General features: G+C 62.5%; 20 protein-coding genes. 16 read left to right on the top strand and 4 right to left on the bottom strand.

Annotated features, from left to right (window positions below; genetic code table 11):
- Positions 1-70 precede the first annotated feature (70 nt).
- Together FJ942_RS00300 and FJ942_RS00295 are read right to left on the bottom strand one after the other, a co-directional pair.
- Positions 71-442, bottom strand: a complete 372-nt coding sequence (locus FJ942_RS00300; RefSeq protein ID WP_140515210.1) for a response regulator — start codon at positions 440-442, stop codon at positions 71-73.
- Positions 439-3546, bottom strand: a complete 3108-nt coding sequence (locus FJ942_RS00295; protein WP_140555674.1) for a CheR family methyltransferase — start codon at positions 3544-3546, stop codon at positions 439-441. Before FJ942_RS00295 ends, FJ942_RS00300 begins: the two co-directional genes overlap by 4 nt.
- A 268-nt stretch (positions 3547-3814) precedes the next feature.
- Here FJ942_RS00295 and FJ942_RS00290 point away from each other — a divergent pair, with 268 nt between their 5' ends.
- Positions 3815-4411, top strand: coding sequence for a response regulator (locus FJ942_RS00290; protein WP_140497422.1), 597 nt, complete (start codon positions 3815-3817; stop codon positions 4409-4411).
- A gap of 40 nt (positions 4412-4451) precedes the next feature.
- Here the strand turns inward: FJ942_RS00290 and FJ942_RS00285 are convergent, their stop codons facing one another.
- Positions 4452-4724 (bottom strand): hypothetical protein, encoded by a 273-nt coding sequence (locus FJ942_RS00285; protein ID WP_140497420.1) that lies wholly within the window; start codon positions 4722-4724, stop codon positions 4452-4454.
- Between the two features lie 216 nt (positions 4725-4940).
- Between FJ942_RS00285 and FJ942_RS00280 the strand changes: the two genes are divergently transcribed.
- From FJ942_RS00280 to FJ942_RS00240, 9 genes are all read left to right on the top strand, one after another.
- A complete protein-coding gene (locus FJ942_RS00280) occupies positions 4941-6047 on the top strand; it encodes an SDR family NAD(P)-dependent oxidoreductase (RefSeq protein ID WP_140663342.1) in 1107 nt (368 codons plus the stop codon).
- On the top strand, positions 6044-7123 hold the full coding sequence (locus tag FJ942_RS00275; protein ID WP_140497416.1) for an NAD-dependent epimerase/dehydratase family protein: 1080 nt from the start codon (positions 6044-6046) through the stop codon (positions 7121-7123). Before FJ942_RS00280 ends, FJ942_RS00275 begins: the two co-directional genes overlap by 4 nt.
- On the top strand, positions 7120-8412 hold the full coding sequence (locus tag FJ942_RS00270) for a TIGR04295 family B12-binding domain-containing radical SAM protein (RefSeq protein ID WP_140525127.1): 1293 nt from the start codon (positions 7120-7122) through the stop codon (positions 8410-8412). Before FJ942_RS00275 ends, FJ942_RS00270 begins: the two co-directional genes overlap by 4 nt.
- Entirely contained in the window at positions 8397-9497 is a 1101-nt protein-coding gene (locus tag FJ942_RS00265) for a glycosyltransferase family 4 protein (RefSeq protein ID WP_140897058.1), read from the top strand. The genes FJ942_RS00270 and FJ942_RS00265 overlap by 16 nt, the downstream gene beginning before the upstream one ends.
- 2 nt (positions 9498-9499) lie before the next feature.
- A complete protein-coding gene (locus FJ942_RS00260; protein ID WP_140897057.1) occupies positions 9500-10630 on the top strand; it encodes a glycosyltransferase in 1131 nt (376 codons plus the stop codon).
- Positions 10627-11718, top strand: a complete 1092-nt coding sequence (locus tag FJ942_RS00255; RefSeq protein WP_140878752.1) for a glycosyltransferase — start codon at positions 10627-10629, stop codon at positions 11716-11718. The genes FJ942_RS00260 and FJ942_RS00255 overlap by 4 nt, the downstream gene beginning before the upstream one ends.
- The gene (locus FJ942_RS00250; protein ID WP_140497406.1) at positions 11718-12821 is read left to right on the top strand and encodes a glycosyltransferase; all 1104 of its coding nucleotides are present in this window, start codon (positions 11718-11720) and stop codon (positions 12819-12821) included. The genes FJ942_RS00255 and FJ942_RS00250 overlap by 1 nt, the downstream gene beginning before the upstream one ends.
- Before the next feature lie 23 nt (positions 12822-12844).
- Positions 12845-13885, top strand: coding sequence for a UDP-glucuronic acid decarboxylase family protein (locus FJ942_RS00245; RefSeq protein WP_140525130.1), 1041 nt, complete (start codon positions 12845-12847; stop codon positions 13883-13885).
- A gap of 139 nt (positions 13886-14024) precedes the next feature.
- Positions 14025-14210 carry a hypothetical protein gene (locus FJ942_RS00240; protein WP_140497402.1) on the top strand — a complete coding sequence of 62 codons (186 nt, stop codon included), beginning with the start codon at positions 14025-14027 and terminating at the stop codon, positions 14208-14210.
- A gap of 3 nt (positions 14211-14213) precedes the next feature.
- Here the strand turns inward: FJ942_RS00240 and FJ942_RS00235 are convergent, their stop codons facing one another.
- Positions 14214-15686, bottom strand: coding sequence for a hypothetical protein (locus FJ942_RS00235; protein WP_246679622.1), 1473 nt, complete (start codon positions 15684-15686; stop codon positions 14214-14216).
- Positions 15687-16120: 434 nt separating this feature from the next.
- On the opposite strand from FJ942_RS00235, the gene FJ942_RS00230 reads away from it, so the two are divergent.
- From FJ942_RS00230 to FJ942_RS00205, 6 genes are read left to right on the top strand one after another with little or no spacing between them, the layout of a single operon-like run.
- Complete coding sequence (locus FJ942_RS00230; protein ID WP_140515202.1) at positions 16121-17224, top strand: inositol-3-phosphate synthase; 1104 nt, start codon at positions 16121-16123, stop codon at positions 17222-17224.
- Positions 17221-17817 (top strand): histidine phosphatase family protein, encoded by a 597-nt coding sequence (locus FJ942_RS00225; RefSeq protein WP_140515201.1) that lies wholly within the window; start codon positions 17221-17223, stop codon positions 17815-17817. Before FJ942_RS00230 ends, FJ942_RS00225 begins: the two co-directional genes overlap by 4 nt.
- A gap of 14 nt (positions 17818-17831) precedes the next feature.
- On the top strand, positions 17832-18932 hold the full coding sequence (locus FJ942_RS00220; RefSeq protein WP_140897056.1) for a glycosyltransferase: 1101 nt from the start codon (positions 17832-17834) through the stop codon (positions 18930-18932).
- Complete coding sequence (locus FJ942_RS00215; RefSeq protein WP_140497394.1) at positions 18932-19729, top strand: sugar phosphate nucleotidyltransferase; 798 nt, start codon at positions 18932-18934, stop codon at positions 19727-19729. Before FJ942_RS00220 ends, FJ942_RS00215 begins: the two co-directional genes overlap by 1 nt.
- A gap of 2 nt (positions 19730-19731) precedes the next feature.
- A complete protein-coding gene (locus FJ942_RS00210) occupies positions 19732-20493 on the top strand; it encodes a TIGR04290 family methyltransferase (RefSeq protein ID WP_140497392.1) in 762 nt (253 codons plus the stop codon).
- Positions 20486-21412 (top strand): beta-xylosidase, encoded by a 927-nt coding sequence (locus tag FJ942_RS00205; protein ID WP_140497390.1) that lies wholly within the window; start codon positions 20486-20488, stop codon positions 21410-21412. Before FJ942_RS00210 ends, FJ942_RS00205 begins: the two co-directional genes overlap by 8 nt.
- Positions 21413-21415: the final 3 nt, after the last annotated feature.

Genomic DNA, 21415 nt, shown 5'->3' with positions numbered 1-21415 from the left:
CAGCCCAGCACGACTCCGCGACCGACGGACAAGCCCTTGGACTGATCCTGTGGCGCCCTTCGAGTGCCCGTCAACGCGAAACGTCGCGCAGCGACCCCAGGTCGGCCAGCGCAGCCAGGATAGCTGCTTCAGTCGCCGGCTTGGGCACGAATTTGCAGTCGCGAAAGGATGCCGGTAGGTCGCGCGCGCCAAATCCCGTCATGAGGGCGAAGGGAACACCCTGCGCCTGCAATGTCTCCGCGAGGGGCAGGCTCGTTTCACCGTTCAACTGAATGTCCAGCAACGCCATGTCGATCTTGTCCGAGCCGACGAGACGAAGCGCCGCGGCTACCGAAGGCGCGGGACCGACCACCTGGTAACCGGCGCTACGCAGGACTAACGCGGTGTCTTCCGCGATTAGCCATTCATCCTCGACAACCAGGACGCGCGGTCCGTCGTTCACGACCCCTCCTTCCGGTTAACGGGAAATGCGATCTGAACGTTGAGGCCTTCCTTGCGAAAAACGGTTTCGACATGGCCGCCAAGCCTGTAGCCGATCTCTCCCTGCAGCAGCGTGAGGCCGAAGCCGCTGCCGACGGGTTCATTGACAGGGGGACCGTCCTTCTCGCGCCAGGTAAGCGTAAACATGTCGTCAGCGATCGACCACATCACCACCACCTTGCCACGAGGTTTGGAAAGACCGCCATATTTGGCCGCGTTGGTGGCCAGTTCGTGGACGGCCATGCTAAGGGAAAGGCCCTGTTGCGGTCCAAGTTCTATCTCCTGGCCGTTCAGTTCGAACCGTTCAATGCCAAACGGCTCGAGCTCCTGGTGAAGCAGCTCGCTGACCGAAGCTTCCTTCCAGCTTTTCCGGCTCAATAACCCATAGGCCCGCGACATCGCATGCAAGCGCCCGATCAAGGCTTCCGCGAATTCATCCTTCGACACGGATTTCTCCCGCGTGCGGCTCGCAATGCTGACGATCACCGCCAACATGTTCTTGACCCGGTGGTTGAGCTCAGAGATGAGAACCTGCTGATGTTCTTCCGCCTGAGCCAGAGTGGTGACGTCGACCAGTGTCACGACCACACCCTGAACGCGGTTGCTCTTGTCCCGATAGGGATTGATATGGACCATGTGAAACCGCCCGGCGCTGTCGCGCGCAAGGTGGTGGTTCAGGGTCTCGCCTGTCTCGAACACCTCGGCGATATGCTGCTTCAACTCGGGATACTCCAACTGGCTCGACAGGTCCGTCAGCGGCCGGCCGACGTCGGAGGGTCGCAGACTGAAGAACGACGAAGCCGCGGGCGTGAAGGTCCGCACCACCAGATTGCGATCGAGGAAAATGGTCGCGATCTCCGTGCTTTCGAACAGGTTGCGCAGATCGCTGTTGGCGTGATCGAGTTCCTCGATCTTGTTCGTCAACTCGGCATTGATAGTGTTCAGTTCCTCATTGAGCGACTGCATTTCCTCCTTCGAGGCCTCAAGTTCCTCATTGGTCGACTGGGCCTCCTCGTTGACAGAGACGAGTTCCTCGTTGGACGATTTCACCTCTTCCAGTGCGGTCTCATATTCCTCGATCGTCGATTGCAGGCGCTCCCTCGCATCGCGCAGTTCTCGCTCCAGATCGGCGGTGCTGTCGGTGTCATGGCTGCCGCCTTGGTCTGTGCGGATCTGCGTAGGTCCCGACGGTTCGAACAGGACGAGATAGAGCGGCTCGCCATTGTCGCGTTCCGCCAGCGGCTCAATGGTGAGCTTGATCGGCTGGATCCGCTCATCATCCTCCTCGACCGTGAGATTTTCCCGTATGACGGTCCGGCGCGTCGACGTCGCTTCCCGCAGCGCGGCGCGCAAGTCGAGTCGCAGCCCACGGCGCGCCATTGTCAACAGTTGCCGGCTGGGAATGCCTTGCGGCGCTTCGAGATATTTGCCGGTGCGAGCTGAGTAGTAGACGACATCGCCCTCGGCGTTGACCAGCACATGCGGGGGGGCGAAGCGCTCCAGCACCTGCGCCTCGACCGCCTGGCGTAGGGGATAACCGGCGGCTCCCTTCCTCAAGCCAGTGCTCTCGGACGGGAATGCGCCTGAACGGCCATCGCCGATCAGGGCCGGCAGCCTGACATGCGGCGAGGCATGCTCCCGCGCCTGGAAGATGCGATGTTTCTTGTCGACGGTAGCGAACAGATCGTCGTTCTGTCCGACGCTCTCCGAGGTGCCGAGGAAAAGGTAACCGCCAGGCTTCAGGGCGTAATGAAAAATAGGAATGACCCGGCTCTGAATGGCTGGGCCGAAATAGATCAGCAGGTTGCGGCACGAGACCAGGTCCATGCGTGAGAAAGGCGGGTCGCGAACGACGCTGTGCGGCGAGAAGATGCACAGCTCCCGTATCTCGTTGCTGATGACATAGGTGTCGCCGTCGCCATTGAAAAACCGTTGGCGGCGTTCGGGGGAAAGTCCCTGCAGCAAGGCTTCGGGATAGCGCCCTGCCCGCGCCACCGCCAGCGCCGGTTCGTCGATATCGGTCGCGAATATCTGGATTCGCGGAACGACCGGGAGCTTTTCCACATGTTCGCGTAGCAGGATGCCGATGGAGAACACCTCTTCGCCTGTGGCGCAGCCGGGAATCCACACCCTGATGATGTCGTTGGCGGTCTTGCCTTCGAAGAGTTGCGGTACGATCTTTCGCTCGAGCATTTCGAAGGCCTCGGGATCGCGAAAGAAGTTGGTGACGTTGATCAGCAGGTCGCGAAAAAGGTTCATCACCTCGCGAGGGTCCTTCTGCAGCCATTCCACGTATGCGCCAATGGATTGCATCTGCGCGATCTGCATGCGCCGCTTGATGCGTCGCAGGAACGTCTTGGTCTTGTAGCCCGAGAAATCATGGCCTGAGTGGCTGCGCAGGATGCCGTAGATCTGAGACAGGACCTTTTCCATACCCGCCGTGCGGACGCTATCCTCCTCCGCCAACCCATTCAACGCGTCGAAGCCGCGCGTGAAGGCTTCCAGTTTCGTGCCGATCTCCTCGGCGGGCGCGGCTATATCGATAAGTCCGCTGGTGATGGCGCTCTGCGGCATATCGGGGTTGCGCGGGCCGTAGCCGTCGGAGATCTGCGCGACGGTGAGCCCGCCATGCTCCTTGATCGCCTTGGCGCCCAAGGTTCCATCGGAATCTCCGCCCGACAGGATGACGCCGACGGCATGTTCGCCCTGGTCTTCGGCCAGTGCGCTGAAGAAGATGTCTATGGGTTTGCGCTCCTGGCTGAACCCATTGGGCCGGCGCAGGCGCAGCATTCCCTTGTCGATGGTCATGGTCACGTTCTGCGGCATGACATAGACGTGGTTCGGTTGAACGACCATGCCGTCCGCCGCGATTTCGACCGCCATTTCGGTGTAGCGGCCGACGACCTCGTGCAACAGGCTCTCTCGCTTAGGGCTGAGATGAGTAATGACGACGAACGCCATGCCGGGCTGATCGGTCATCCCCTTGAACAGCCCTTCCATCGCCGGAATCCCGCCGGCGGACGCGCCGACGCCCACGATGGGAAATCTTTTCGCCTGGGCTGTCACTGGAAGTTCCCCTTTCGGCACCTTTGTGCGAAATCACTTATGAGCAGGCTGGACAGCAGGTAAGCATAGGCGCGGCGGAGATACGGAACAAGTCGCGACGGATGGCGTTGAATTTGGAGTTCACGTGTTCAATGACCAAACGTCCATCTGAAACAAAGCTCCCGACGCACATGGAGTCAGCGGCGTGGAATTGCCGGGCTCGTGCCGAAACGCCAGCAGGCTCGGCGACACTGTTTCCACCAGATACTGCTCGAGAAAGGATGACCGGGTGCGCGATCTGCAAGGGGTGCATCTTCTGATCGTCGAAGACGAATGGATGGTAGCCGGAGATCTCGCCCGCTATTTCAGCAATATGGGTGCGATCATCCTGGGACCGGCAGCGACGGTCGAACAAGCATCATTGCACACTGAATCGGCCGAGGCTGCCATCCTCGACGTCAACCTCAACGGGCGACGTGTCTTTCCGATCGCGGACGAACTGATGCGCCGCGGCGTCCCGTTCGTGTTTTTCAGCGGTGACAGCGATATCGCCATTCCCGAACATCTCCGGCATGCCAGCAACCTGCGAAAATCCTCGGGCAGCGGGGCTGTATTCAACGCCCTTTTCCCGCCGCAAGGCCCGGCTGAGGCGAGCGGCTTTGTGCCAAGTTCGCCGGATGACGTGTTTTCGCTCCTGCCCAAGCTCAGGCTTGCGGCACGTCTGTTGCTGGGGGATGTGGAAGCCTCCGACCGGCTTGTCGAAAGGACGCTCGAGCGAGCGATCCGTGACATCGACCAAAGGCGGATCGGCCAGTCCACCGAAGACTGGCTTAACGCCATCATGCGCGATTTGGCAAAGTCCGGCGGCGCAAGGCTTCTGAACTGAGCCGAACCAGGTTTCCGATTGATCGCCAGCCGGCCCTCGGTCAGCCCTTTTGGTCACGCTCGACGAACTTGTTGAAACGGCTGGTTTGCCCGCCGCCGGTGTTGGCCTGGTAAAGAAAAGCCAGACGGTTCTCATCGAATATCCGAAAGAACTCATCCCATTCGACTGGTTCGAATGCCTCCTCGGGCTCGCCGAAATCGATCCGCAGGATGCCGCCCTCGCCCTTGGTTCGCACCACTGCCGGCCGGCCGTTCCGCTCCTCGGCCCATTTGCGAATCTCCTCGTGATTGGTGGTCGTCTGCGATTGCGACATTGAAATCTCCTTTCAGCCAGCTCTCTCGCCGCGCACGCACCGCGGCAACTGTTGAGCGTCCTAACAGCACACGGCAGGCAATGTTCCAGCACCCGTCGCGTGGTGCGATGCGCCTGCTGTCGAATGAAACCGCCAGGAGAACTTTGTTGATGCGCAGGGAACAAAGCTTTTGCCGAGAAGTTGGGGGCGCCGAGGTCACCAGTCCGAGGAGTTGTCGTGAAACGTATACTGGTCACAGGGGGCTGTGGTTTCATTGGTCGCCACGTCGCACAAGAATTCGCCGATCACGGTTATTCGGTTTGCATCCTAGATGCATTGCTGGATCAGGTGCATGCCGGCGAAGCGGTCAACCTTCCCGCTGGAGCCGAACTGATCAAGGGCGACGTGCGCGATCGCGAAGCCGTCACCAAGGCGCTGAAGGGCGTCGACGGGGTGGTTCACCTGGCTGCGGAAGTCGGCGTCGGCCAATCCATGTACGAGATCGCCCGCTATGTCGGCGCCAACGATCTCGGCACTGCAACACTGCTCGAGGTGTTGATCAAGCACCCGGTCGAGCGGATCGTCGTCGCGTCCTCGATGAGCGTCTACGGCGAAGGTCTGTACGCCACGCCCGACGGCCGGCGCGTCGGCAACGCCCGGCGCAAGGCCAACGACCTCAAAGGCGGACAATGGAATCCCTTGTCTGCGGACGGTGAACCTCTCTCGCCATTGCCGACAGACGAAGAAAAGCCGATCGATCTCGCCTCCATCTATGCATTGACGAAATATGCCCAGGAACGCGCCGTGCTGATCTTCGGCGAAGCCTATGGCGTCGATGCGGTGGCGCTGCGCCTGTTCAACGTTTTCGGCGCCGGACAGGCGCTTTCAAACCCCTATACCGGCGTGCTGGCCAACTTCGCCTCGCGTCTGGCCAACGGCAAGCGGCCGATGATCTTCGAAGATGGCCAGCAGAAGCGCGATTTCGTTCATGTACGTGACGTCGCCCGCGCCTTTCGCCTGGCACTGGAGCAACGCCAGGCAAAAGGCCACGTCATCAACATCGGAAGCGGCCGGGCTTATGCGATCCGCGATGTCGCGCGCCTGCTGGCCGAGGCCATGGGAACGCCGGACCGCTCGCCCGAGCTGCTCGGCAAAGCGCGTTCCGGTGACATTCGCAACTGCTTCGCCGACATTTCCAAGGCGCGCGAACTGCTGGGTTTCGAACCAGGGCGGCAATTGGAGAATTCGCTCGGCGACTTCGTTTCCTGGGTGCGCAACACGATTGCCATCGATCGGGGCGCCGACATGAAACGCGAGCTCGAAGAACGCGGGCTGGTGTCATGAAGCCGGGTAGGCGCAACCGTCGCGAAGCACCTGTCGCCATCGTCGGCGGCAGCGGCTTCATCGGGTCCAATCTTGCCGACAGCCTGTTGTCGGACGGCGAGCCGGTGCTGGTGATCGACAATCTCAGTCGCGCTGGTGTCGAACAGAACCTTGAATGGTTGTCGCACAAGCATGGAAGCCGCCTCACCGTGGAAACCGTCGATGTGCGCGACGCCAACGCCTTGGCTTCGGCCCTCACGGGGTCGAAAGCCATATTCCACCTGGCCGCGCAGACCGCCGTTACCACCAGCCTGGTTCGGCCGGGCGAGGATTTCGACATTAACCTTAGAGGAACTTTCAACGTCCTGGAGGCGGCGCGACAGAGCGGCGAACGAATCCCGGTGATCTTCGCCAGCACCAACAAGGTGTACGGCAGCCTCCCCGACATTGCGGTTCGCCCGGAGGGCGAGCGCTATGTGCCCTGCGACCCTGCGATCCGCACCGAGGGCATCGGCGAGGGCCGCAGCCTGGACTTTTGCACACCCTATGGCTGCTCCAAAGGCGCGGCCGACCAGTACGTGCTCGACTACGCCAAGTCCTATGGCTTGCCGACGGCGGTCCTGCGGATGAGCTGCATCTACGGCCCGCGCCAGTTCGGAACGGAGGACCAGGGCTGGGTTGCGCACTTCCTGCTTTGCGCGCTTTCGGGGCGGCCGATAACCATTTACGGCGACGGCAGGCAGGTGCGCGACATCCTGCACGTCTCCGATGCAGTTGCAGCCTACAGGGCCGTGCTCGACCGGATCGAGACGATCACGGGCCAGGCGTTCAATCTCGGCGGCGGACCGAAAAATGCGCTCAGCCTGCGCATGCTGTTGAGCGAGATCGGCAGCCTGACGGATCGAGCACTGTCGATCCGTTATGAGGCAGAGCGGACGGGCGACCAGCCCTTCTTCGTCGCCGATACCAGGAAGATGCAAACCACGCTTGGCTGGACGGCGCATGTTTCGTGGCGCGAAGGCATCCGCGACCTCGCCGAATGGTTGCAGCGTCACCGGCTCGAACCCCACGCCGAAGCCGAGAGGTACGTCGCATGAAAATCGCGTTGGTCAACCCATTCTGGACCTACGACGACAGCATCTATTTCGGCTGCCGCCAACCGCATCTACCCCTGGAACTCGGCTACTCGAAAGCCTTGCTCGAACGGGCTGGCCATGAGGTTCTGATGCTGGACGGACAGCTTCAGAAGCTTGACAATTCCAGCCTTTCCGAACGGGTGGCCGAGTTCGCGCCGGCAATGACGGTCGTCACCACCGCGCCGACCTATCTGTTCTGGCGCTGCGCGCCGCCGGAATTGCGCGTGCCGGCCGATTTTCTCAACCGCCTTGCCGGGCGGGGCGGGCGCACCGTCGCGGTCGGGCCGCATGGCTCGGCGACACCGGCGCCAACGCTGCGCAAGCTCGGCGTCGACATCATCGTGCGCGGCGAATGCGAGGAGGTCGTGGCCGACCTTGCACGGCGCGATGATTGGAGTGCGGTGTCGTCAACCGCCTACTTTAGCGAAGCAAGGCTGGTCTCGAACGGCGGCGTCCACGCCAGTTCGTTCATCGACCATCCGCCGCTCGAATGGCCATCGGACTGGATCGCCGCGCACGCGCACCACCATCACAGGTTCGACGACCACCAGGTGGGGTTCGGCGCGGAAGTCGAGGCGTCGCGCGGCTGCCCTTACAATTGCAGCTTCTGCGCCAAGATGGATTTCCGCGATGCCTATCGCCGCCGAAATCACGAGGCGGTCGTGACGGAAATAGACCGGCTGATCGCCCAAGGTGTCGGCTATATCTACTTCATCGACGAGATTTTCCTGCCGCAGAAAGCCTTGCTGGAGGCACTGGTCGACCGTGACGTGAAATTCGGCGTACAGACCCGCATCGACCTGTGGAAGCCCGAACTGCTGGAATTGCTTGGCGCGGCCGGTTGCGTGTCAATCGAAGCGGGCCTCGAAAGCCTGACAGTGGAGGGCCGGGCCATGCTGGCCAAGCGCTGCCGCCTGGGCACGGAGGAACTCGCCGCGCTGCTCGTCGATGCAAGACGCCATGTTCCGTTCGTCCAGGCCAATCTGATCGGCGTGGTCGAAGATGACCCTGCCCTGGTCGACTACTGGCGAAACCACCTGATCGACAACGGCGTATGGGCCAATGAGCCGGTACCGCTCTATCCCTACCCGAGTTCGCCCAGCTATCGCGAGCTTTGGGGCGAGCCCGATGACATCGCGTGGGAGCGCGCGCATGAACACTATCTCGCCTCGTTCCAAAAATTCAGCGACATCCAGGAGAAGCGCCCGCGTCCGCTGGCGGAACTGGAGGCGACATGTTGCGGACACTGACCCCGCGTTCGCGGCGCATCTTGATGACGGTCGATGCCGTGGGCGGCGTGTGGCGGTACGCGCTTGATCTGGCGCGGGAATTCGTGGATGGCGGGGACAGCGTTTTGCTCGCCGGTCTCGGTCCGGAACCATCCACGCAACAGGCCGAAGAAGCACGGTCCTTGGCGACACTGAGCTGGCTGAACACGCCGCCGGACTGGATGACCCGCAATGCCAGCGACCTCGATGCGTTGCCGGGGGAGCTGCATGCGCCCATTCGTGACCACGCCATCGACCTTGTTCATCTCAATGCGCCGACGCAGGCAGTGGGGCTCGATGCGCCCTGCCCTGTCGTGGTGGTCTCGCATTCCTGCGTGGTCACATGGTTCCATGCCGTCAAGGGACAGGCGGTGGACAGCGCATGGGATTGGCAGAAGCAGCGCAACAGGCGCGGCTTCGACAGGGCCGACGCCGTCATCGCGCCGAGCCACAGCCACGCCGGCATGCTCGAAACCTGCTATGGACAAATCGCGCATCTTAATGTCGTCGCCAACGGCGCCCGCCCGGTAGCGAAAGCCGAAAAGCGTCAACCGCTCGTCTTCGCCGCCGCTCGCTGGTGGGATGAAGCCAAGAACGCCGCGGTGATCGACCAGGCCGCGTCGATAACGCAATGGCCCGTCTTTGCAGCCGGTTCCACGCTAGGTCCGGACGGCCAGCGCGCCGGCTTCAGCCATGCCGTCGCTCTCGGAGCGCTACCGCATGATGAGATGCGCTCCCTGATGGCACGCGCCGGAATCTTCGTGTCGCCATCGCTCTACGAGCCGTTCGGCCTGGCGACGCTGGAAGCGGCCATGTCGGCGACGCCGCTGGTTCTATCCGACATCGCCACCTACCGCGAGTTATGGGACGGGGCCGCGTTATTCTACGACGCGCGCGACCCGCACGACCTCGCCGCCTGCATCAACCGTCTCTCCGCGGATGCGCAGCACAGGCGGGAGCTCGGACGGGCAGCCCTGCGCCGGAGCCGCAGGTTTTCGCTGGCGAGGCAGGCAACGGCCATGCGCGACGTCTACGACAAAGCGGCCCTAGCGATGGCGGAGCGCTGATCATGCGCTTTCTGTTCTATACCCATTCGGTCGTTTCCGACTGGAACCACGGCAACGCACATTTCCTGCGCGGCGTCATGCGGGAGCTGGTCGCACGCCAGCATCAGGCGATCGCGCTGGAGCCGGCGGACGGCTGGAGCCGCTCGAATCTGCTGGCCGAGAAGGGCTCCTTCGCCATCGAGCGCTTCAGGAACGATTTCCCCGAGCTGATGCCGGTGACTTACGATGCCGGCTTTGACCACGAGGCCTGGATCACCGATGCGGACGTGGTGGTCGTCCATGAATGGACCGAGCCGGACCTCGTGGCGCGCATTGGTCGCGCCAGGGCCAGCGGCGGCAATTTCATCCTCCTGTTTCACGACACCCACCACCGCGCCGTGTCGGCGACCGAGGCGATCTCGGCGCTCCAGCTGGAGCATTACGACGGCGTTCTGGCCTTTGGCGAAGCGTTGCGCGAGAGCTACCTGCGCGCCGGGTGGGGCAAACGCGTCTTCACCTGGCACGAGGCGGCTGACGACCGCCTGTTCAGACCGCATCCTGAGATCCGCCCGACCTCCGATCTGATCTGGATTGGAAACTGGGGCGACGACGAGCGTACCGCGGAGCTCACGGAATTTCTGATCGAGCCGGTGCACGAACTCGGCCTCGATGCCACCGTTCATGGCGTGCGCTACCCCAGGCAGGCGCTCGCCGATCTCGCAGCCGCCGGCCTGCGCCATGAAGGCTGGATCGCCAATGCCGACGTGCCGAAAGCGTTCGCAGCGCATCGTGTCACGGTGCATGTTCCGCGCCGCCCCTATCGGGAAGGCCTGCCCGGCATTCCGACCATCCGCGTGTTCGAGGCGCTCGCCTGCGGCATTCCGCTGATTTCCGCCCCGTGGTCCGACACCGAGCAAATGTTCAGACCAGGCGTCGATTTCCTGTTCGCGGACAATGGCTCCCAGATGCGGCGACACCTCCGGGCCGTACTCGGCGACGCGGATTTCGCTGCCTCCCTGGCGGCGTCTGGTCTCGAGACCATCCGCCTGCGGCACACATGCCGGCACCGCGTGGACGAGTTGTTCGGCGTGCTCGCCGAATGCGGACCTCAACACATCACCAATCCGACCGCCGCAAAGGAAGCTGCTGAATGAAGATCGCTTTTTATGGATCGAGCCTGTTGTCGTCCTACTGGAACGGCGCCGCTACCTATTACCGTGGGTTGCTCAAGGCGCTTTCCCAACTCGGCTACGAAATCACCTTCTATGAACCTGACGTCTATGACCGCCGGAACAACCGCGACATCGAGGCGCCGGAGTGGTGCGCCGTCGTCGTGTACGAGGCGACCCGGCACGCGCTGATGCAGGTGGCGGCGCACGCCGCCGAGGCGGACATCGTCGTCAAGGCGAGCGGCGTCGGTTTTGAGGATGAGGCGCTGCTGCGCGCCGTGCTCGATCACGCGCGTCGTGACGCGCTCGTCGTGTTCTGGGACGTGGACGCTCCGGCGACGCTCGGCCAATTGCGCGATGAACCGGACCATCCGCTGCATGCCGCGCTGCGGCAAATCGATCTTGTGTTGACCTATGGCGGCGGCGACCCCGTGGTCTGGGCCTATCGCGCCATTGGAGCGAAGGAATGCGTGCCGATCTACAATGCGCTCGATCCTGAAACGCATCATCCAGTCGCCAGTCAGGCGCGTTTTGCTTGCGACCTCGCCTTCCTCGGAAACCGGCTGCCGGACCGTGAGGCGCGCGTCGAGGCGTTTTTTCTCGATCCGGCCAGCCGTTTGCAGGAGCAGCGTTTCCTGCTTGGCGGATCGGGCTGGGGCGACAAGCCGCTTCCCGGCAATGTCAGTTGGCTCGGCCACGTCGGCACCCGCGACCACAACGCCTTCAATGTCACGCCCAAGGCGGTGTTGAACATCAGCCGCGACAGCATGGCCGCAAACGGCTTTTCGCCCGCCACCCGCGTTTTCGAGGCGGCGGGCGCTGGTGCCTGCCTCATCACGGATGCGTGGCTGGGCGTCGAACTGTTCCTGAAACCCGGCGAGGAGATCCTGGTCGCACGCGACGGCGGCGATGTCGCCGAAATCATGCGCACCTTGACCCCCAATCGGGCAAAGGCGATCGGCGCGTCCGCGCTGCGCCGCGTCCGCGGTGAACATACCTACGCCATGAGAGCGGCCGTGACCGATACGGTCTTGAGGCGGCACTTCGAGCGCGGGACCGTGGAGGCGGCGTAATGACCAAGCGGCTCAACATCGTCTTTCTCGGCCTGTCCCTCTCCTCGTCCTGGGGAAACGGCCACGCCACGACATTTCGAGGCCTGCTGAAAGGCCTGCATGAACTCGGTCACCGCGTGACCTTCCTGGAGCGCAACGTGCCGTGGTATGCCAATCACCGCGACTTGCGCGATCCCGATTTCTGCACTCTGCGCTACTACGAAACGACGCAGGAGTTGCAACAGGACTGGGCACGATGCTTGCAACAGGCCGATGTCGTGGTCGTCGGGTCCTTCGTTCCGGAGGGGCGCGCGGTCATCGACATTGCCGTGGCGCTCTGCAAAGGGGCGCTCTGCTTTTATGACATCGACACGCCGGTGACCCTGGCAAAGCTTTCGACGGATGAATGCGACTATCTTAGTCGGCGGCAGATTCCGTATTTCGATGTCTATTTCTCCTTCACCGGCGGGCCGACGCTTGGCCGACTGGCGCAGGATTTCGGTGCGCGCCGTGCCGAACCGCTCTACTGTTCGGTCGATCCGCAACGGCATCACCGAACCGCCGACCCAGTCGGCTGGGACCTCGGTTATCTCGGCACCTACAGCACCGACCGGCAGGCAACGCTCAACGCGCTGTTGCTCGAGCCCGCACGGCGCATGCCGGAGCGCCGTTTCGTCGTCGCCGGCTCGCAATATCCGTCCGACATCGTCTGGCCTGAGAATGTCGAACGAATCGAACATTTGCCGCCGGCCGACCATGCCGCATTCTATAGCCGCCAGCGCTACACGCTGAACGTCACGCGCAGATCGATGATCGCCGCCGGATGGTCGCCCAGCGTACGGCTTTTCGAGGCTGCCGCTTGCGGCACGCCGATTATCAGCGATCGCTGGCCGGGTCTCGACAGCTTCTTTCCTGCTTCGGCGATCCGCACGGCCGACAAGGCGGATGACATCGTCGATATCCTGCTCAGGGAATCCGAGCGCGCCCGGCTCGCCATGGCCGGCCGGGCGCGCGAACTCGTCCTGGCAGCACATACCGGTGCGGCCAGGGCCCGCGAATTCGTGTCGCTGCTGACACGACCGAGAGCGGCGATGATCGATCTCGATATCGGAACCGCAGCATGACTGAAAGACAGGAGAAAACAGCGATGCGGCAAACAAGAAAAGCGCGAAGGGCGAAGACAGTGCTTGTCGCCGGCGGCGCGGGTTTCCTCGGCTCGCATCTTTGCGAAACGTTGTTCCGCAACGGCTGGCGTGTGATCTGCGTCGACAATTTCCTTACCGGCCGCATGGACAACATCGTCTCGATCATGGACCAGCCGCGCTTCCGGCTGATCGAGCAGGATATCTGCCGGCCGCTGAACCTCGGCGAGCCGGTCGATCGCGTTTTCAACCTGGCATGCGCTGCTTCGCCGCCGCGCTACCAGGCCGATCCGATACACACGACACGCACCTGCGTCATCGGAACGCTCAACCTGCTCGAACTCGCCGCCCGCAACAATGCGCGATTCCTGCAGGCGTCGACAAGTGAAGTTTATGGCGACCCGGAACAACATCCGCAACGGGAAGACTATGTTGGCCATGTGAACTTCACCGGCCCGCGCGCCTGCTACGACGAAGGCAAGCGCACCGCCGAAACGCTTTGCTTCGATTATCTGAGAGCAGCAAAAGCCGATATTCGCGTGGCTCGCATCTTCAATACCTACGGTCCCAGGATGGACCCCGCCGACGGCCGCATCGTCTCGAACCTGATCATGCAGGCGCTTGAGAAGCGCTCGATGACGATATTCGGTGATGGGTTGCAGACAAGGTCCTTCTGCTACGTCTCCGATCTGATCGAAGGTATGATGCGCCTGATGGATCTCGACCCCAATCCCGGAAAACCTGTCAACCTGGGCAATCCCGGAGAATTCACCATCATGCGACTGGCATCCATGGTGAGAGACATGACCGGAACCAAATCGGATCTGAAATTCCTGCCCTTGCCGCAAGACGATCCCCGCCGCAGGCAGCCCGACATCTCGCGTGCAAAGGCGCTGCTCGGCTGGACGCCGAAAGTGCCCCTCAGGCAAGGGCTGATGCAGACGATCGGATACTTCTCCAATCTCGAAACCAGCGAGATCGACGGCCGGATGACAGCTATTGCGACAAACGCAAGATCGGGCAGGTTGCAGGACCTTCCGGCCTGAGGCCAGGCCGCCGCAGCCACGTGTTCCGGCATGACCGCTTAAGCACGGTCATGCCTCCTGCCGCACTTTTGCGGATTGCGCGGAACATCCTGGCAAGCTCGGGGTTTGACGATGAGATCCCGCTATGGAGAACGGACCTGTGCAACCCAAACGATCCGCAAAGGATATCGAGCAGATTGCGGAAAGAGAGACGGCTGCCTTTCTGCGACGGGCCTCCATCACCTATCTCGAGTGCTGCGTCAGCCTGATGATGACGCATCTGCAGCGCGAGGAAGTGGCCACCATTCTCGAACGCGAAGCGGACATGCTGCGAAGACTGGACTGATCGTCACGGCCCGGACCTCTCCAGGAAGCGTAGCAGCCCTTTCTTGTACCGCGTTGCCGCAGCTACCAGCCTTGGCTTCTCCGGGCCATGCTCGGATCGGGCAGCAACGTTCCAGAGTCCCAATTGAAACGCCAAGTAGCAAGGTTCGAGATAGTCAATGAGGCCGGTATCGATATTGAGCCGCTCCCCGGCTTCCATGCGGTGGACCAACGTCGCTAGCTCGCTGTCGGAAAATCCATGTTCGACGCGAGCGCCGGCAATGTCCCATTCTATGGGCTGGCAGCCGATCAAATCATGCCCGCGGCAGTGATCGACGGCATCCGTCTTGATCAACATCCCGTCGGCAGAAACGAGAAACTCCCACGGGTGAAGCCTTCCGTCGATCTCGACCCGTGGCAGCGCTTGCGCAGGGGCACGCTTCGAGAACCAGTTCCGCAGCTCCGCCGCGCGCCGCTCACCCAGGGCTTCGGCGCCATTGTGGACGGCCATCTCAGCGAGTTCCGGCAATCTAGCACCCAGTTCCGGAGTTCTGAGATTGGCCGCACGCCAAGCGAGATAGCGTGCGAGCTCCGCGGCAAGCCTGTCTCTCGACAGGCTTGCCTGATCCATTGTCTTTCCCTCGATCCACCGTTCAACCAGAAAACCGTGACAAAGCCCGACGACCTGCGGTCCGAAGCCGGCTTCGTGCAGCATCTCCGCGGTTTGCATCTTGCGCTGCCCGGTTTGACCGAGGCCGGCAAATTTGACGAGCCACCGATCGCGTCCCGCGGACGCCAGGAATTTTCGCCGCTCGATGCCGCGTTGACTCGGCGGCCAGAGCCTCTCCTCGGCGTAGTGGAGGTTTCGCCACTCTCCAGCGGATATTTCGGTCAGGGCCAAGTGCGGGCTGCCGGCAGCCTCCGCCACCCAATCGCGCAGCGTCGGCATTTGCGCGCCGCCCGGGAAGGTGCGTTCGAAGGCCCGCGCCACATGTTTTCGGCAACCCGACCATGTCTCACGAACCTCCTTAGAGGCTTCGGCACCCGGGCCGCCGGAATGGCTCGGGAACAGGTGAATGCGATCCCTATCGATGCCCAGCCGCCGCAGCCATGCGACGACGGCGTGCATTGAACTGCCCGACAGGCCGGGGCCCTCGTCGACGACAGCGAAGCAAGCCGACGGCTTGCCCCTCCAGGCGCCGATCAATTCCGGATCGGCGTTGACATACCTGCGGAAAGGATGGCCGATCGGGCGCACGCTGATGGGTGCCGGCGCGTCGATCGCCGCGGCGACCAAGGCGGCAAGCCCGAGGCCAATGCTGCGGATGCCGATGACGCATGTATTCGAGTCGAGGCCTGATGCCCGCCCCGCGCCGAGATAGCTTTCAGGATAGAGCGCATAATGGGCGTATCCCTCGGCCGCGCCGGTAAGAACCTCGCCCCGGCAGTCGAGCGCGGCCAGCATATGCCTCAGCATGGGATCGACGGCGCCGGTCACTGTGAAGCCGCTTCGCCAGGACCTCGCCACTTCCGCCGCAAGGCCGACCAGCAGCTTGGCACCTTGCCGCTGCCTCGGCGAAGGGGTGTCCCCGCCGCGGGCCTCGAACTCGACATCGGCCAGTGCCTGGACCAGTTCCGAGACCTTGACGAACAACCCTACCAGCGCAGCGTGGCGTTGAATGCCGCAGGGCCTGCAATCGAGGCTTTCAGCCATTTCGCTTGCAGCCTCGCGAAGCTGTCGCGCGTCTTCCGTTCGTTTGTGGTCGCCGTAGACGATCATCCACCGATTCCAAGCTCGCCGTGCGCCAACGCGGCATGCGCGGCTTTGATCCATCCTGCCGCGCGCAATTTTTCCACATGCCAAGGAACATTCCGGCAAGCTGACGGTTCGGGCCCAGGAACTTACCTTGGACAGCACAGGACGGCAGTTTCGTGGGATCGAAGAAAGTTCGTGTCGGTATCGTCGGTGTAGGCAATTGCGCATCCTCCCTGGTGCAAGGCCTTTCCTATTACCGAGACGCAAAAGGCAACGAGCCGATCCCCGGGCTGATGCACGCCGATCTCGGCGGGTACCACGTCGATGACATCGAGGTCGTCTGTGCGTTCGACGTCGCCAAGGGCAAGGTCGGGTGCGACGTGGCCGAAGCGATCTACAGCGCCCCGAACAACACGTTCCGTTTTGCCGATGCGGTTGCAACCGGGGTTCGCGTGGAGCGTGGCCCCACGTTGGACGGCATCGGCAAATATCTGCGCACGGAAATCGAGGAAGCGCCGGAGCCGGTTGCCAATGTCAGCGAAATCCTGCGGAACAGCGGTGCCGATGTGCTCGTCTCGTACCTGCCGGTGGGGTCGGAGGAAGCGACGCGCTTTTATGCCGAATGCGCCCTCGAGGCCGGCTGCGCCTTCGTCAACTGCATACCGGTTTTCATCGCGTCACGGCCCGAATGGCGCCTGCGTTTCGAGGAACGCGGGCTGCCGCTGGTCGGCGACGATATCAAGAGCCAGGTCGGCGCGACAATCGTGCATCGGTTGCTGGCCAATCTCTTCCGCGAGCGCGGCGTCCGCATCGACCGCACTTATCAGTTGAACTTCGGCGGCAACACCGATTTCCTCAACATGCTGGAACGCGAGCGGCTGGAATCGAAGAAGATCTCGAAGACGCAGTCCGTGACCAGCCAGTTCGATGTTCCCCTGGAGCCGGGCAACATTCATGTCGGCCCCAGTGACCATGTGCCATGGCTCACCGATCGCAAATGGGCCTACATCCGGGTTGAAGGCACGACCTTCGGTGGAGTGCCGCTCAACGCCGAACTCAAGCTGGAAGTCTGGGATTCGCCCAATTCGGCCGGCGTGGTCATCGACGCCGTGCGCTGCGCCAAGCTGGCGCTTGACCGCGGCATCGCCGGCGCGCTGACCGGTCCGTGCAGCTATTTCATGAAGTCTCCGCCTGAGCAGTTCACCGATGCCGAAGCTCGGCAGCGCACGCTCGCATTCATCACAGGCAGGGACGAGCCTATGCTCGATGCCGCGGAATGACGACGACCTTCTTCCTGATCCGGCACGCGGCACACGACAATGTCGGCTCCTATCTGGCCGGACGGATGGGCGGAGTTCGCCTTGGCGAATCCGGCAGGGCTCAGGCGGCGCATCTTGGCCGCCGCATGGCCCGCGAGCCGATTGCCGCTATCTGGTGCAGCCCACGCGAGCGCACGCAGGAAACCGCCAAGCCGATCGCGACTGCCTGTAATGTCGGCGAAATCGCGATCTGCGCCGAACTCGACGAGATCGACTTCGGCATCTGGTCGGGAAAGACGTTCGAGGAGCTGAACGGCGATGCCGGCTGGCAGGCGTGGAACAGCCGGCGGCAGGAAGCAAGCACCCCAAGCGGCGAAACCATGCTGGATGTCCAACAGCGTATCGTCTCGCTGATGGATCAGGCTCGCGAGCGGCATCAGAATCAATGCGTCGCGCTGATCAGCCATGCCGACGTGATCAAGGCAGCCATCTGCCATGTGCTTGGTCTGCCCGTCGGCGACAGTTTTCGCTTCGATATCGACCCCGCCTCAATCACGACGATCGTGTCCGGAGACTGGGGAGCAAAGCTCATCCGTCTGAACGAACTTGCCTGACGAGGACTTGCCGGATGCAGATGGTCATTTTCGGTCTCACCGTCACGTCTTCATGGGGAAACGGCCACGCCACCCTGTGGCGTGGCCTGATCCGCGCGCTGGCCCGGCACGGCTGGTCCATCACCTTTTTCGAGCGCAACACCCCCTACTATGCCGGTGCGCGGGACCTCGATCAACTGGATGGCGGCAATATCGTGCTCTACCCCGACTGGGAGGACATCCGGAGGGTCGCGGAGCAGACGATCAAGCAATCCGACGTCGTCATCATTACCTCCTACTGTCCCGACGCCGTGGACGCTTCGCGCCTGGCGCAGCAGGCATGCCGCGGGCTGCGCGTCTTTTACGACTTGGACACTCCGGTCACTCTGGCGCGCCTCGATCAAGGTGAACGCCCGCCCTATTTCGGGCCCGAGGGCCTTGCCGATTTCGATCTCGTCCTGAGTTACACGGGCGGCTCGGCAATCGATGCACTCAAGTCGGTCCTCGGTGCACGCCACGTGGTGCCGCTCTATGGCCATGTCGATCCCGACCAACACCGGCCGGCAGTACCTAGGCCGGAATTTGCGGGCGATCTGTCCTATCTCGGGACCTATGCGGCAGATCGCCAGGCCGGCGTCGAGAAACTGCTGGTCCGTCCGGCCGCACTCCTGCCTGACCACCGCTTCATCATCGGCGGTGCACAATATCCACAGGAATTCCCGTGGAGCGACAACATCTTCTTCGTCAGGCATCTTCCGCCGGCAGATCATCCAGCCTTCTTTTCGTCGTCCCGCCTGACGCTGAATGTGACGCGCGAGGCGATGGCGCAAAAGGGGTGGTGCCCTTCGGGCCGGCTGTTCGAAGCAGCGGCATGCGGCGTGCCGATCGTCACCGACACCTGGCCGGGCCTCAGCAGTTTCTTCGAACCCGGTAGCGAGATCCTGCTGGCGTACGACACAGACGACGTGATCGCGGCGCTCAAACTGCCATCGCACGAGCTCGATGCAATTCGAAGCCGTGCGCGTGAACGGGTTCTGGACGAACACACATCCAGGCGGCGCGCGGCGGAACTGGATCGCATCCTGAACGAAGCCTTGCAGAGGTCGGCCGGCGAACCGATGAAGGAAGCAGTCTGATGTTGGGCATCGTGCCCGCTGCCGGACGCGGCAGCCGCATTCAACCGCTCGGCTTCTCGAAAGAGCTGCTGCCGGTCGGGAGCCGGATCGATGGACAGACAGAGCGCCCATGTGCCGTAAGCGAGTACCTGGTGCGGCGGATGGTGCGCGCCGGCGTCGACAAGGTCTGTTTCATCATCGGATCGGGTAAATCCGACATTCTCGAATACTATGCCGCGGGCTACGGAGCGGCGACCGCTCTGTTCGTGGTACAACCCAACCCTGTTGGCCTTTGCGACGCCATCTTCCGGGCAGCACCCCTCGTCGCACCGGACGAGACGGTGTTGATCGGGCTTCCCGATACGATCTGGTTTCCCGAAGACGGCTTCTGCCGTCTGCCGGACGACCGGCTGTCATTCCTGCTCTTCCCGGTGGATCGGCCGGAATTCTTCGATGCCGTGGTTCTCGACGAGGAGGGCCGGGTGCGGGAAATCCAGGTCAAGCGGCAGGACGCGGCGACGAACTGGATATGGGGCGCGTTCAAGATGCCGGGCCATGTCCTGCACCAGCTCGCGGCACTCTGGCGCGAGCGGGATTGCTATGACGAATATATCGGCACGTTGATCAACGCCTACCTGACGGCGGGCGGTCAGGCGTATGGGGTGAAGGCAGGGGCCGCCTACGTCGATGTCGGCACTTTCAACGGTTATCGCGCGGCCCTTCGGCTGCTCGACGACGATGCTGCGTCCAAACAGCACCGGCCCACGATGATCGCGCCTACGGCACATTCGCATGCCGTTCCGGGCGAAGGAGCTTAGCCATGCTGCATTCCCATGCTGAAATCCAACGCCGTATCGATGCCCTCGGCCCATGGTTCCACAACATGGAACTGGCCGGCGTCGAAACTGCTCCGGACCATTTTCTCGGTAACTACCCGCTGGTCAAATGGCGCAAGTTCGCCTATGCCATTCCAGCCGACCTGTCCGGCAAGTCCGTGCTCGATATCGGCTGCAATGCCGGTTTCTATTCCATCGAAATGAAACGGCGCGGCGCCGGTCGCGTCCTCGGCATCGATTTCGACGAGGCCTATCTGGCACAGGCGCGCTTTGCCGCCGAGATCGCGGACTGCGACATCGAGTTCCAGAAGCTTTCGGTTTATGACGTCGGCGCCCTGCGCGAGACATTCGACATCGTGCTGTTCATGGGGGTTCTTTACCACCTGCGCCATCCCCTGCTCGCGCTCGACCTGATCCGCGGGCATGTCGCCGGCGACCTGATGATCTTCCAGTCCATGCAACGCGGCAGCGCCGATCTGCCTGCGCTTGAGCAGAATTATCATTTCTGGACGCACGACCTGTTCGAGCGGCCGGAATTTCCGAAACTGCATTTCATCGAACATCGATATGCCGACGATCCGACCAATTGGTGGATTCCCAACCGCGCCTGCACCGAAGCGATGTTGCGCAGCGCCGGCTTCGAGATTTTTTTGCACCCCGAGCAGGAGGTTTATTTTTGCCGTTCCGCCGGCGATCCGGCCGGCGGCGGCGCCGTCTACCCGTCGAAAGGACAGATCCATGATTGAAGCCGCGATGATCTGGAACGAGCCCAACAACAAATCGCATTGGGATCCCGAGCTCGACCCCGATTGGAGCCGATTCGCCGCCATGGCAATGTTGTCGGCGGATGCGATAGCGTCCGAGAACCCGGCCCTGACCAAGGTGCTCGGCGGCATCTCTCCGATCGACCCCGGCTTCGTCACGCGCATGAAGGAACTCAGATTGCTGGACCACGTCGATGCCGTCGCGGTGCATGGCTTTCCGCTCGACTGGAACCTGTGGCAGATCCAGGAATGGCCACAGAAGATCGGTGAGATCGCGGCCGTCACCGATCTCCCGATCTGGGTCAGCGAAGTTGGCGTATCGACCTTCGGCGCCGACGAGATCCAGGTCTGGGGCCTCAGGCGCACCGCTGAATTGCTGCTCGGCAACGCTCCGCGCATCCAGTGGTACAGCCTTTATGATCTTCCGCGCGAATGGGAAGCAACAACGCGCCATCGCGAAGCGGAAGGCTCCTCCTACTATCGTCACTTCCATATGGGGCTGCTGCGCCAGGACGGCACGCCAAAACCGGCACTGGAGGAATTCCTGCGCCATACGCCCGAGATGGGGCTGGTGCAGTGGTTTCATTTCGAGGACCCGCGGCTGGACGACGCCGTCGCCTGGATGAAGCGGCTCGGGGTCACCAATATGCGGACCGGACTTTCCTGGGCCGACAGTTTCAGGCCGAATGCATTGAACTGGTTCGACCGACAGATGGAAGCGCTCGCCGATTTCGACGTGACCGTCACCTTCTGCTTCACGCCAGAGCATCGCGGGATGATGCCTCACCACACCAGTCCGCCGCTGGTGCCGGAGGAATTCGCCGAATTCTGTGCAACCATGATCCGCCGCTACGCGCCCGGCGTGGCTTCCACGTCGAAGCGGCGAGCCTCGGCAGCGTGAGGC

The organism is Mesorhizobium sp. B2-4-2 (genome assembly GCF_006442845.1).
Lineage (GTDB): Bacteria > Pseudomonadota > Alphaproteobacteria > Rhizobiales > Rhizobiaceae > Mesorhizobium.
This window is presented reverse-complemented; position numbering and strand designations above follow the sequence as displayed.